The organism is Leptotrichia sp. oral taxon 218, assembly GCF_018128225.1.
In the GTDB taxonomy this organism is placed as follows: domain Bacteria; phylum Fusobacteriota; class Fusobacteriia; order Fusobacteriales; family Leptotrichiaceae; genus Leptotrichia.
Map to the genome: position 1 here is coordinate 1,613,953 of NZ_CP072377.1, position 13,509 is coordinate 1,627,461.

7 protein-coding genes, 3 tRNA genes and 3 rRNA genes are annotated in these 13,509 nt (G+C 34.6%); 2 read left to right on the forward strand and 11 right to left on the reverse strand.

Annotated elements, in window-relative coordinates; translation table 11 throughout:
- Positions 1–20 precede the first annotated feature (20 nt).
- The 9 genes from prmC to J5A73_RS07625 form a co-directional block, all read right to left on the reverse strand.
- Positions 21–1,124: a peptide chain release factor N(5)-glutamine methyltransferase gene (prmC, locus tag J5A73_RS07585; protein WP_211614560.1), complete on the reverse strand. Its 1,104-nt coding sequence runs from the start codon at positions 1,122–1,124 to the stop codon at positions 21–23.
- The gene (gene prfA / locus J5A73_RS07590; RefSeq protein WP_211614562.1) at positions 1,117–2,196 is read right to left on the reverse strand and encodes a peptide chain release factor 1; all 1,080 of its coding nucleotides are present in this window, start codon (positions 2,194–2,196) and stop codon (positions 1,117–1,119) included. The genes prmC and prfA overlap by 8 nt, the downstream gene beginning before the upstream one ends.
- 102 nt (positions 2,197–2,298) lie before the next feature.
- Positions 2,299–2,375: transfer RNA gene (locus tag J5A73_RS07595), tRNA-Asn, on the reverse strand.
- Between the two features lie 12 nt (positions 2,376–2,387).
- Positions 2,388–2,500 (reverse strand): 5S ribosomal RNA (rrf, locus tag J5A73_RS07600).
- A gap of 54 nt (positions 2,501–2,554) precedes the next feature.
- Positions 2,555–5,458 (reverse strand): 23S ribosomal RNA (locus tag J5A73_RS07605).
- A gap of 68 nt (positions 5,459–5,526) precedes the next feature.
- Positions 5,527–5,602 (reverse strand) — tRNA-Ala (locus J5A73_RS07610).
- 9 nt (positions 5,603–5,611) lie between these two features.
- A tRNA-Ile gene (locus tag J5A73_RS07615) sits at positions 5,612–5,688 on the reverse strand.
- Positions 5,689–5,728: 40 nt separating this feature from the next.
- Positions 5,729–7,239 (reverse strand): 16S ribosomal RNA (locus J5A73_RS07620).
- Together the 16S, 23S and 5S rRNA genes with 3 tRNA genes alongside form the textbook arrangement of a ribosomal RNA operon.
- 338 nt (positions 7,240–7,577) lie before the next feature.
- Positions 7,578–8,591 carry a YiiG family protein gene (locus J5A73_RS07625; protein ID WP_211614565.1) on the reverse strand — a complete coding sequence of 338 codons (1,014 nt, stop codon included), beginning with the start codon at positions 8,589–8,591 and terminating at the stop codon, positions 7,578–7,580.
- A gap of 212 nt (positions 8,592–8,803) precedes the next feature.
- Here J5A73_RS07625 and J5A73_RS07630 point away from each other — a divergent pair, with 212 nt between their 5' ends.
- Complete coding sequence (locus tag J5A73_RS07630) at positions 8,804–9,469, forward strand: DUF3298 domain-containing protein (RefSeq protein ID WP_211614567.1); 666 nt, start codon at positions 8,804–8,806, stop codon at positions 9,467–9,469.
- A 61-nt stretch (positions 9,470–9,530) separates the two neighbouring features.
- Here J5A73_RS07630 and J5A73_RS07635 read toward each other — a convergent pair whose 3' ends face one another.
- The gene (locus J5A73_RS07635; protein WP_249069212.1) at positions 9,531–10,520 is read right to left on the reverse strand and encodes an LD-carboxypeptidase; all 990 of its coding nucleotides are present in this window, start codon (positions 10,518–10,520) and stop codon (positions 9,531–9,533) included.
- Positions 10,521–10,655: 135 nt separating this feature from the next.
- A complete protein-coding gene (locus J5A73_RS07640; protein ID WP_211614569.1) occupies positions 10,656–11,903 on the reverse strand; it encodes an RNA-guided endonuclease TnpB family protein in 1,248 nt (415 codons plus the stop codon).
- Between the two features lie 751 nt (positions 11,904–12,654).
- Between J5A73_RS07640 and truA the strand changes: the two genes are divergently transcribed.
- Positions 12,655–13,392: a tRNA pseudouridine(38-40) synthase TruA gene (gene truA / locus J5A73_RS07650; RefSeq protein WP_211614570.1), complete on the forward strand. Its 738-nt coding sequence runs from the start codon at positions 12,655–12,657 to the stop codon at positions 13,390–13,392.
- The last annotated feature ends 117 nt before the right edge of the window (positions 13,393–13,509 follow it).

Sequence of the window (13,509 nt, forward strand, 5' to 3'; positions counted from 1 at the left end):
TTGTTTCTAAACCAAAATATTTATGAAATTTTTTGTCCAATTACAACTCTCGCATTTCCATTCAAATCTTCAATAATTTCAACATTTTTAAATCCAAATTTCTCCATGATTTCTTTGACTTTGTCACCTTGCTTAAACCCAATTTCAAAAATCAAAAAACCATTTTCAGCCAAATAATCTTTAGCTTTACTAGAAATTTCCAAATAAAAATATAATCCATCATTTTCTGCAAAAAGTGCTTCACTCGGCTCATGTAAAGTATCATCAGACATAATTCCAATTTCACTCAAAGAAACATATGGTGGATTTGACACAATCATATCAAAACTCTTAAATTCAATATTTTCAAACAAATCCGATTTTATAAATTTTATGTTTTTTGAACCTAGTATTTTTTTATTTTTTTCAGATGTTTTTAATGCTTTTTCTGATATATCCACACCTAAAACATAACTATTTTTAATTTCTAGTGCTATTGTTAATCCTATTATACCACTTCCACAGCCAATATCAAGTATTTTTTTTGAATTTTTATTTTCTTTTTCATTTTTTTTTAAAATTTCAATAGCTTTTTGAACCAAAATTTCAGTATCTTGGCGTGGAATTAACACACCTTTATCCACATAAAATTTTCTTCCATAAAATTCCTGTTCATTCAAAAGATATTGTATTGGAAAATTTTCTTTCCCAACTTTTGAAATAAATTTTCTTAATTTGTCTTTTTTTTCTTTAGATATTTTTTCATTGTACTTTGTAAAAAGCATCATTCTTTCAATTCCCAAAACACTTGAAAATATAATTTCCGCTTTTAACTTAGCTTCACTCACATGATTTTTTTTCAAAAAATCAATACTTTTAACAAGTAAACTTTTTAAACTGTCATCATCTTTAACTTCAATCGAACTTGAAACATCTTTATTTTTTTTCAATAAATCCGTTAATTTTTCTTTTATTTCATTAATTTCATTTTGTGAAAGTTTCTTTTCAAAATTTGCATAAAGCATTATTCTTGGCATTTTTAATATTTCTGAAAAAATACTTTCAATTTTTAATCTAGCATCTTTTACATGTTTTTTTTCCAAATACTCAACAGATTTATTTAATATATCAAGTAATTTATTCATTATCACCAACAGCTTTAAGCATTTCAGCCTGGTCATAAGCAATCAGTGCATCAATCATTTCATCCAAATCTCCGTCCAAAACTGCTTCAAGTCTATGCAAAGTCAATTTAATTCTATGATCTGTAACTCTTCCTTGTGGAAAGTTATAAGTTCTAATTTTTTCAGATCTATCTCCACTTCCCACTTGAGATCTTCTTTCATTTTCTACTTCTTTTCTCTGTTTTTCATATTCCATTTCATAAAGTTTTGAAGCTAACACTTTCATCGCAGCTTCTTTATTTTTAATTTGTGAACGCCCATCTTGGGAAGTAACTACTAATCCTGTTGGTAAATGTGTAATTCTAACCGCCGAATCTGTAGTATTTACATGTTGTCCACCTGCTCCACTTGATCTATAAGTATCAATTTTCAAATCACTCGGATTAATTTCAACTTCACTTACATCTTCAATTTCAGGAAGCACTGCAACTGTAATTGTTGAAGTATGAACTCTTCCAGAAGATTCAGTTGCAGGAACTCTTTGAACTCTGTGAACTCCACTTTCAAATTTTAATCTTGAATAAGCCCCATGCCCTTTAATAAGAAAAGTCACTTCTTTTAATCCACCAACTCCAATTTCACTTTTATCAATAATTTCTGTTTTCCAACGATTTCTTTCAGCATATCTAGTAAACATTCTAAATATGTCATAAGCAAAAAGTGCTGCTTCATCTCCACCTGCACCTGCTCTAATTTCCATAATGACATTTTTATCATCATTAGGATCTTTAGGTAATAAAAGCACTTTTAATTCCTCTTCTAATACAGGAATTTTTTCTTCTATCAAATGAATTTCTTCTAACATCATTTCTTTCATTTCATGATCTTTTTCTATCTTCAAATCTTCTTTAAGATTTTCCATTTCTTCTTTTTGCTCTTTATAATAAGTATATTTTTGAACTACTTCATCAATACTGTTCAAAGCTTTATTATATTCCATAATTTTTTTAGGATCACTAGCAACTTCAGGACTCATAAGCAATTCTGTAAGTTCCTTATGCTTTAAAACAACATCATCTAATTTTTGAAACATATTTATTTTTCACTCCTATTTTTTTCACTTTTCTTTGCTCAATTTCTTCTTCTATAACAACTTTTATTATAACATATTTTCCTAATTTTTTCAAAAAAAAAATGGCGTCCCCGGTTGGACTCGAACCAACGACCCTCTGATTAACAGTCAGATGCTCTAACCAGCTGAGCTACGGAGACGCAAAAGAAAAAGTTTGGCGACTACCTATTTTCCCTAGTATGGACTAAGTATCGTAGGCGTAAGCAGACTTAACTTCCGGGTTCGAGATGTAACCGGATGTATCCCTGCTGCAATGGTCACCAAACAAGTAATTAAATGTCAAAAGACAATGAGAAATAAATAGTAGGCAAGTAAAAGATTAAAAAAGCTTAAGTAATATTAGTACTGGTCAACTGAATGCATTGCTGCACTTACATCTCCAGCCTATCGACCACATAGTCTCTGTGGATACTGTGAATACTCATCTTAAAGGGGGTTTCTCGCTTAGATGCTTTCAGCGATTATCCTGACCAAACGTGACTACTCAGCCGTGCCACTGGCGTGACAACTGATACATCAGAGGTTTGTCCATCCCGGTCCTCTCGTACTAAGGACAGAACTTTTCAGTATTCAAGCGCCTGCAGTGGATAGGGACCGAACTGTCTCACGACGTTCTGAACCCAGCTCGCGTGCCTCTTTAATGGGCGAACAGCCCAACCCTTGGGACCTTCTCCAGCCCCAGGATGAGACGAGCCGACATCGAGGTGCCAAACACTTCCGTCGATATGGACTCTTGGGAAGTATCAGCCTGTTATCCCCGGGGTAGCTTTTATCCGTTGAGCGACGGCCCTTCCATGAGGGACCGCCGGATCACTAACTCCTACTTTCGTACCTGCTCGACCCGTCGGTCTTGCAGTCAAGCTCCCTTATGCGTTTGCACTCGAAGGTTGATTTCCATCCAACCTGAGGGAACCTTTGAACGCCTCCGTTACTCTTTTGGAGGCGACCGCCCCAGTCAAACTGCCCACCTAGCACTGTCTCCGCAAGCGGATTAGAATTTCGACAACATATGGTTGGTATTCCAACAGCGACTCAGAAAAGACTGACGTCTTAACTTCGAAGTCTCCCAACTATCCTATACACACATTGCCAAAACCCAATGCCAAGCTACAGTAAAGCTCCACGGGGTCTTTCCGTCCTACTGCAGGTAGCCGGTATCTTCACCGGCATTACAACTTCACCAGGTCTCCAGCCAAGACAGCTCTCAAATCATTTCACCATTCGTGCAGGTCGGAACTTACCCGACAAGGAATTTCGCTACCTTAGGACCGTTATAGTTACGGCCGCCGTTCACCGGGGCTTCAAATTGGAGCTCTCACTCCTCCTCTTAACCTTCCGGCACTGGGCAGGTGTCAGCCCATATACGTCGCCTTTCAGCTTAGCATAGACCTGTGTTTTTGGTAAACAGTTGCTTGAGACTCTTCACTGCGGCCTGTTTCCCCTGGGAGTGTTTCTCTCTTTAGGTATATCAGGCACCCCTTCTCCCGAAGTTACGGGGCTATTTTGCAGAGTTCCTTAGCTAAAGTTATCCTGTCGGCCTTAAGTTTCTCACTCTGTCCACCTGTGTCGGTTTAGGGTACGGGCACTAACGAGTCTTGTTAGAAGTTTTTCTTGGCAGTGTAGGATCTGTGACTTATGCAAAAGCACTTACCCATCAGGTCTCACCTATAGACACGCGGATTTACCTGCGTGTCCAAGCTACGCCCTTAGAAAGGCTAATCCGACAGCCTTCTCACATACCTTACTGCGTCACTCCATCACTCAAACGACTGATAGTGGTATAGGAATATTAACCTATTTACCATTCGCAATCACATCTCTGCTTACGCTTAGGTCCCGACTTCCCCGGGGCGGACGAACCTTCCCCCGGAAACCTTGGACTTCCGGCCGGAGGGATTCTCACCCTCCTTCTCGCTACTCATTCCTGCATTCTCGCTTCTGATGTCTCCAGCCGGCCTTACAGCCGGCCTTCATAGACCTACAGAACGCTCTCCTACCAAGCGGCAAAACCGCTTCCACAGCTTCGGTTTATGTCTTTAGCCCCGTTACATCTTCGGCGCAGATACTCTCGACCAGTGAGCTATTACGCACTCTTTTAAGGAATGGCTGCTTCTAAGCCAACCTCCTGGTTGTCTGTGAATATCCACCTCCTTTCCCACTTAGACATAATTAGGGACCTTAGCTGGTGGTCTGGGCTGTTTCCCTTTTGTCCGCGGACCTTATCATCCACGGACTCACTCCGAATCAGTAATAAATGGTATTCGTAGTTTGCTTGATTTCGGTAAGCAATATGCCCCCTAGATCATACAGTGCTCTACCCCCAGATATCTAAAATTCAGGCTGCACCTAAATGCATTTCGGAGAGAACGGGCTATTTCCTAGTTCGATTGGCTTTTCACCCCTAGACCTATCTCATCTCCCAACTTTTCAACGGCGGTGAGTTCGGCCCTCCACTGAGTCTTACCTCAGCTTCAGCCTGGACAGGCCTAGATCACTAGGTTTCGCGTCTATGACTAGCGACTGAGACGCCCTATTAAGACTTGGTTTCCCTTCGGCTTCATTAATTAACCTTGCCACTAATCATAACTCGCAGGATGATTAACCAAAATCCACGCAGTCACCCCGAAGGGCTCCTACCGTTTGTAAGCACACGGTTTCAAATTCTATTTCACTCCCTTGCACAGGGTTCTTTTCACCTTTCCCTCACGGTACTCTTCACTATCGGTCAATAACAGTATTTAGCCTTGCGTGATATGGTCCACGCGGATTCACGCCAAATTCCTCGTGCTTGACGCTACTCGGGAGTTTCAAGTCATAGCATAGCATATACATGATACAGGACTATCACCTTCTATGGTTCAGCTTTCCATCTGATTCTACTTACTGCTAGACTACTTAGACATTATGGCATCAGTCGTATGAAATCCCACAACCCCGTACCGGCAACGCTGCCAGCTTGGCACCGGTACGGTTTAGGCTTATCCCAGTTCGCTCGCCGCTACTTAGGGAATCGTTTTTACTTTCTTTTCCTCCTGCTACTTAGATGTTTCAGTTCGCAGGCTTACCACTTTCGTGCATACTCTTCAAGTATGCGGGTTGCCCCATTCGGAGATTCAGGTGTCATTGATTATGTGCATCTCGACCTGACTTATCGCAGCTTATCACGTCCTTCATCGGCTATTATTACCTAGGCATCCTCCGTGTGCCCTTAATTAGCTTTTTTTTATTAACAGAATAATCTATTTTGTTGTAATCTTTTACCTACTATTCATTTCCCATTGTCCTTAAAATTGGTGGAGATAAGCGGGTTCGAACCGCTGACCTCTGCCTTGCAAGGGCAGCGCTCTCCCAACTGAGCTATATCCCCAAACAAGAATGGTGGGCATGGCTGGACTCGAACCAGCGACCCCTGCGTTATCAGCACAGTGCTCTAACCACCTGAGCTACACGCCCAAAACTAAAGAAGAAGAAGTGTAAGAAAAACTCTCCTTAGAAAGGAGGTGATCCATCCGCACCTTCCGGTACGGATACCTTGTTACGACTTCACCCCAATCACTATTCACACCTTAGATACCTTCTTCCGAAAGGTTAGACCGGCAGCTTCAGGTGCAAACAACTCTCGTGGTGTGACGGGCGGTGTGTACAAGACCCGAGAACGTATTCACCGCGGCATTGCTGATCCGCGATTACTAGCGATTCCAACTTCATGAAGTCGAGTTGCAGACTTCAATCCGAACTTGGACTGGCTTTAGAGGTTAGCTAAGCATTGCTGCATTGCGGCTCTCTGTACCAGCCATTGTAGCACGTGTGTAGCCCAGATCATAAGGGGCATGATGACTTGACGTCATCCCCACCTTCCTCCTGCTCTTCGCAGGCAGTCTCGCTAGAGTCCCCAACTTAATGATGGCAACTAGCGATAGGGGTTGCGCTCGTTGCGGGACTTAACCCAACATCTCACGACACGAGCTGTCGACAGCCATGCACCACCTGTCACTCGGTTCCCGAGGGCACGGTGATGTTTCCATCACCTTCCGAGGATGTCAAGATCTGGTAAGGTTCCTCGCGTTGCGTCGAATTAAACCACATGCTCCACCGCTTGTGCGGGTCCCCGTCAATTCCTTTGAGTTTCAGCCTTGCGGCCGTACTCCCCAGGCGGATTACTTATCGCATTAACTTCGGCACGGACACTCTTCATGCCCACACCCAGTAATCATCGTTTACAGCTAGGACTACCAGGGTATCTAATCCTGTTCGCTCCCCTAGCTTTCGCACTTCAGCGTCAGTTATCGTCCAGTGAACTATCTTCATCATCGGCATTCCTACACATATCTACGAATTTCACCTCTACTCGTGTAGTTCCGTCCACCTCTCCAATACTCTAGCCAGGTAGTTTCCAAGGCAAGCTGCTGGTTGAGCCGGCAGTTTTCACCTCGGACTTATCTGGCCGCCTAGATGCCCTTTATGCCCAATAATTCCGGATAACGCTTGCGACATACGTATTACCGCGGCTGCTGGCACGTATTTAGCCGTCGCTTCTTCTGCAGGTACAGTCACTTTCTTCCTCCCTGCTGAAAGCACTTTACGATCCGAAAACCTTCTTCGTGCACACAGAATTGCTGGATCAGGGTTGCCCCCATTGTCCAATATTCCCCACTGCTGCCTCCCGTAGGAGTAAGGGCCGTATCTCAGTCCCCTTGTGGCCGTCCACCCTCTCAGGCCGGCTACCTATCATCGCCTTGGTAAGCCGTTACCTTACCAACTAGCTAATAGGACGCAAAGCTCTCAAATGGCATCTCTTTTCATAAACTCACTATGCAACAAGTTCATAATATCCGGTCTTATCAGCCGTTTCCAGCTGTTATCCCAGTCCATTCGGTAAGTTCTTTACGCGTTACTCACCCGTCCGCCATGGTTTCACGGTGCAAGCACCGCTTCCCCATCGACTTGCATGTGTTAAGCATTCTGTCAGCGTTCATCCTGAGCCAGGATCAAACTCTTCATTCAATAATATATTTCTATATCTTTTTTTCACCTTTTATTCATTGACGAGATTTATTGCTAAATCTTGACTTGCTTTTTATCTATCACACTACTTTTTCTTCTTCTTTTTTCATTGTCCTTGATGTCGACTCTTTTCTTATCGACGAAATATATTATATCAAAAAAAATTTTGTTGTCAACACTTTTTTTGAAAATTTTTTGCTTTTTTTTGATTTTTTATTTTTTTCAATTTCTATCTAACTAAAATTATAACATAAAATACCTGAAACTTATATGTTTTTATACTAAAAAAACTTGTAAAATCGATAATTGACTTTACAAGCTTTTTTGCTTTTTATTTTTTACTTTTTATTTTTTGCTTGTTTTGCTAAAAGTTTATTGTGCTCTTTTACGACTTCATTGAAAGTTGCCACTACATTTTCTGGAGTTCCTTCTTCTGTTTGCGCATAAAATCCATCGCTTATAGATGAATAAGTTGCTTTTTCTTTTTTCTTAATTCTTGTCATAAATTTATTTGCTGAATTTTTGAAAATTTTTGCTTTTGCTATAAATGTATCATGATCATTTAAATCAAAACCTTCTTTTTTCATTTGTTTTTCGTTTTTTACACTTTTTTCAAGTTTTAATAATGATTTATTAATTTTATCAAATATTTTTTTGAAATCTTTGTCATTTCCTTTTATTGTAAAATTACTTGCATCTAATTTTTGCTTACGAATTTCATTTATAAAATCTTCTCCACTATCTATGTAAACTAACTGTCTATATGTAATAAAAAATTTTCTCTTGTCATAATCTTTTTCCATTAAATTTTTTACTTCTTTTGATTTTTTCTCAAACGCTTCTTTATAAGCTCTTGCGACACTGTTGTATTTTTCGAGATTATCTAATAATTGTTTATGTAGATTTTCACCCAACGAAAAGTTATCTTTTAAATATTGTTTATTTTTGTAATAATTTTTCATACTTTCACTTATAGGTAACATTTTTTCTAAAACTGGCAACATGGCTATTGCTTTTTTATCTAAATCATCTTTTTTTTCATTACTCTCTTTTAATTCTTTTAATTTATCTATAAATTCTTTATCTATCGGAATATTTAAGTCTATATCTTCTGATTGTGATCTATCAATTGTTTTTTCCATTCCAGCATCTTCAAAATAATATAATAGCCCTTTATCTATGCTTAAAATTCTGTTATAAAATCTTATATGTTTATTGTATTTCACTTTATTAGCTTCAAGTATTATTTGCTCTTTTGTTTTGAAATTTTTAGGGACTTTATCAACTTTTACAAATTTTGTCATTATTACTAGACCAAGCATAATAAATATAAGTAAGCCTATTTTTTTCATTAATTTTTATACCTTCTTTCTTAAATTAATTTATTTTTTTATTTTTTTATTTTATTTATTTTTTGTATTCTTTTTTTCAAAATTTTTTTCTTTTTAAATTATAATAATTTTTAAAGACAATGTCAAGCAATTGAAAAAATAATATATTTGATTATTTGCAAATTTTAGTATATAATATAGCAAATAAAAAATTTTTTTGAGGTGATTATAAAATGAAAAAACTTACACTGTTGTTTATGGCACTGCTTATGTTTAATTTGTCATTTGCGAAACAAAAAGAAAAAGTTGATACAACTTTTACATTTGCAAATCTTAATACCCAATCTGAAAGTGGTTTAACTCCGTTAAAAAGAACCAAAATTTTAGGAAAATCGAGAGTTGAATATTTTGCATTTTCAGGGAAAAAACCAGATATTGCAAAAGAAATGAATAAATCAATGGAAAAATTTATCCAACAATTTAAATCGACTAAAAACAAAACTTACACTGTTACTTCAAAAGTAACTGCAAATAATGGTTCTTTTGTAAGTGTCGCTTTTAACATAGTTGAAAAAGATTCAAAAGCTGGAATATTATCTAAAGAAACTGATGGTATTACATTTAATACTAAAAGTGGTAAATCATTATTATTAAAAGATTTATTCGTACCTAATTATGAAAAAGAATTAGAAAATTTAATCAGTGTTAAATTTACAGAATTAGGGTTACCAAAATCAGATGAAGAAAGATTTAAAGGAGTTTCTAAAAAAACAAATTTTTATTTAGAAAATGATGCTCTAATTTTAGTTTATAACAATAATTTAGGAACTAGTTTTGCTGATGGACAAGCATTTATTCCTTTTTTATTAAAAGATTTGGAAGGTATTATTCAACAATAATATTAAAAAAAATTAAAACAAAAAGAACTGTCTAAAAATTTCAAATGACAGTTCTATTTTTTTATTTAGTTGATTTTTCAATAATTGCTTCTCTTCTATAAGTATCAATTTTTACATTTGCTCCAATAGGAATTGTAATAAATGGTCTTACATGTCCTGATTTTAACCCTTTTATTATTGGAACATTAAGTTTTCCAAAATTGTCATAAAAAACTTCGTCTATACTCATATCTGTTGGATCAGCCTTCTTAGGATTTCTAAAATCTCCTATTATTATACCTTTCAAATTTTTAAATTTTCCAGCTAATCTAAGCTGTTGTAACATTCTATCCACACGATAGCTATCTTCATTTACTTCTTCCAAAAATAAAATTTTTCCATCTGTATTTATTTCATGGTCAGTTCCTAAAGTTGCGACAACCAGCGATAAATTTCCACCAGTAATTCTTCCACTTCCTCGTCCATTCTTCATAATTGTGTAACTATTATCAAAATCCAATAAATTATATGAAGAATTACTCATAAATGCTTTATCAAATGAATTTTCTGTCGTCACTGGAATCTCTTTTAAATTATCCGCCATTGGTCCGTGAAAAGTAACAAGTCCTGTTTTTTCGTTGATTGCAAGTAATAAAGTTGTGATGTCACTAAATCCTGAAATGATTTTAGGATTTTTTCTAATTACATCATAATTTAACTTATCAATAAATCTAATTGAACCGTAACCTCCTCTAATTGCAAAAATTGCATTTATTCTAGGATTTGCAAACATATCGTTTATATCTTTTGCTCTTAATTCGTCACTTCCTCCAAATCCATACCATTTTGAATCAAATGATTTTCCGAAAACAACATTAAACCCTCTGTTTCGCAAATATTCAACTTCATACATCGCATTATCTCCCTTATAATTTGCCGGTGCCACTAAACCAATTGTATCACCTGGTTTTAATCCTTTCGGAATAATAATTTCATTATTTCCAACAGCAAATGCACACAAACTAAATAATAAATTTATTAAAAAAAATAACAGTTTATTTTTTACTTTCAAAATTTTCCCTCCGCTTATTAAATTTTTTATAATATTTGTAAAACTCTCTACAAATCCTGAACCTCCCACGACTAAAGTCGCAGGGTTCTAAAATCTTTAAAAATATTCAAAAATTTTCTAAGAAGTTTGATAGCTTTACACTACCCTTATTCTTTTAGGTGTGTTCAGCTCACCTCTATTGTATAGGATACTTAAATCCACAACTTTACTTTTCCTTAATATGTTTAATGCTCCATTACAATCTGCATTTATGAGTTTACCTATGCTTGTTTGATATAGTCCTCTTTTTATCCTTTTTCCACTGAATATATATTCTTGCAGATTTTCTTTATCATATATTGGAATTTCATCTCCATCAAAGAAACTTGCTTTTGATGTATAACTTTCTTCTTGTAGTTTGAATTCTATTCCATATAGTTTACATAGATATATTAATTTATCTCTTAATTTTCCATATGGTATGTTTACAAAGTTCTGATTATTTATACTTCCTATATTTGAATTTCTTTGAAAATCTTCGTTACATCCTAGAACTAGTTTTCCTATATCATTATTAAGACAATAATTTACAATTATTCTTGCTGCTTTTGAAAGATAATCTTCTATACGATTATTTCTCTTTCTAGTTATTCTCTTTTGTCTTAATGTTGTGTGCTTAATCTTTTGCTTATCTTTAATGCTTTGCAATTTTGCATTTGTCTTGTTATAGTATTGATTAATTGACTTTAATTTTCTACCATCTATTATGAATGAAGTTCCAGTATTTGTAACACAAGTACAAAGATTGTTTATACCTAAATCAATTCCTAGTACATTTTCTTTATTTAATTCCCTTTGAACTTCTTCTACCTCATAAGTATATTGAATTTCAAAGTACCTAGAATGTTGTTTTGGTATTATTCTAATCTCTTTTATCTTCTTGCCTTTTAATACTGGTGGTAGCTTAATTTTAACTTCCTGATGAGTTTTCTTAAACGAATTTGAATAAGGAACTATCAGCATATCATCTTTTAATCTAACAAAACCTATAACAAGAGTTGTAAAACCATCTTTATCAAGATATTTAGGTAATTTTATTTTTTTATTATCATATTGACCATTTTTAGCAAGTTTTAAAAGTCCAAAAAATGATTTAAAACTTCCGTCTACTTCTTTTAGAATTTGTTGTGCCATATTAGAATTTAATTTTTTATAGTTCTCACTATTTTTAAGCATCTTATAGTTTTCATTATAACTTAAATACTTTTTATTTTTAAAATAGTATTGTCTAACATTGTATATAGCCTGATTCTTTAAATTCTTAGCTATATGGCACAAATATTTTAAATTTCTAAACTCCTTTTTACTAAGATGTTTTACCTGTTGTTTTAAAGTTAAATACATAGATATCACCTCCTTTTCATCAGAGATATTATACTATATATCCTACATTTTATCTATTAAAAAGTAATATTTTTTAAATATTTTTAAAGTTTTTAAAACCCCGCAGCAGCGGGAAGCGTCGTTCACATAAGTACGCTACTACTTATGCAGTTCTCTCATGAACTTCTTGTTATCTCTAACAAGCACAGACTATATCTTATCCATAGTGTATTTTGGCACCTTAGGCGAAACCACTTCCAATACCAATCGCTTGTATTGTACTCCCCTCACGAGGGATAGTCGTTGAACTTTCCTTTTCAGGATTAGCTGCTGATTGTCTATTATCATAATGTTTAGAATTTAACCTTGCATCATCTAGTATATTTTTTCTGCTTTCGCCACCATCACACTTATACCATATATTATTACCTAGGTATTATGTTGTGGTCATACTAGCTTTAAGAGTTCCCAGCAGTTCAGTTTCTTGCACGGTTTTGCTCCGTGTCTACATACAAGTTTCCCTATATGCTTACTAAAATTTTCGTACAATTCATCTCACGACTAAAGTCGCGAGTGTTCTTGTACTATTTAATAAAAAAGTATAACATAAAAAATAAATTATCACAATAAAATAAAAATTAAAAATACTAAAATTATTTTTTCTTGACTTATTTTAAAATATGTTATACCATTTTAAAAAAATAAAATAATAATTAAAACAATAATTTTTTAAAGAAAAAAAGAAAAAAAGAAAGAAAGAAAAGAAAAAAATATGAAAAAAAACATAAAAATAATTTACCAATACGATGGAAGTAAATTTTCTGGTTTTCAAAGACAAAAGTCACAAAAAACTGTGCAAGGAGAAATTGAAAAAATTATAAAAAATTCTTTTTCTCAAGAAATAAATATGATTTCATCAGGTCGAACAGATAAAGGCGTTCACGCTTATGAGCAAGTATCAAATTTTTTTATTGACAAAAATATACCGATTGAGCCGATAAAAAGACAGCTTAATAAAAGTTTAAAAGGCGAGATAAAAATTTTAGCAATAAACGAGGTTTCTGATACATTTAATGCTCGATTTGATGCAAAAAGTCGTACTTATCTCTACATTATGAAGCTAGAAGATAAAATTACACCGTTTGAGAGTTCTTATGTCACGCCGATTACAAAATCAATTGAAGTAAAAAAGTTTCAAAAAATTATGGATGAATTTATTGGAATTCATAATTTCAGCAGTTTTATGAAAAAAGATAAAGCGTATAGAAATCCTGTGAGAGAAATTTTTTACATAAAATGTTACTCTGAAAATAATACAATAAAAATTGAAATTTGTGGAAATGGATTTTTGAAAACAATGGTTAGAATAATGATTGGTTCTGCACTTTCTGTTTATTTTGAAAAAGAAAATAGCGATTATATAAAAAAAAGACTTGAAAATCCAGATGAAAACTGTAAAAAAATATTAGCTCGTTCTGAAGGACTATATTTATATAAAGTTAATTATTAAAATTTTAAATTACAAATTAATTCAATAGAATAAATTAATAAATTAAAGTAAAGTAAAAAAAGATAAGATAGAAAAGAAAATTAAAGTAAAAAAGAAAGAAAGGAAAGGAAAGAAAGA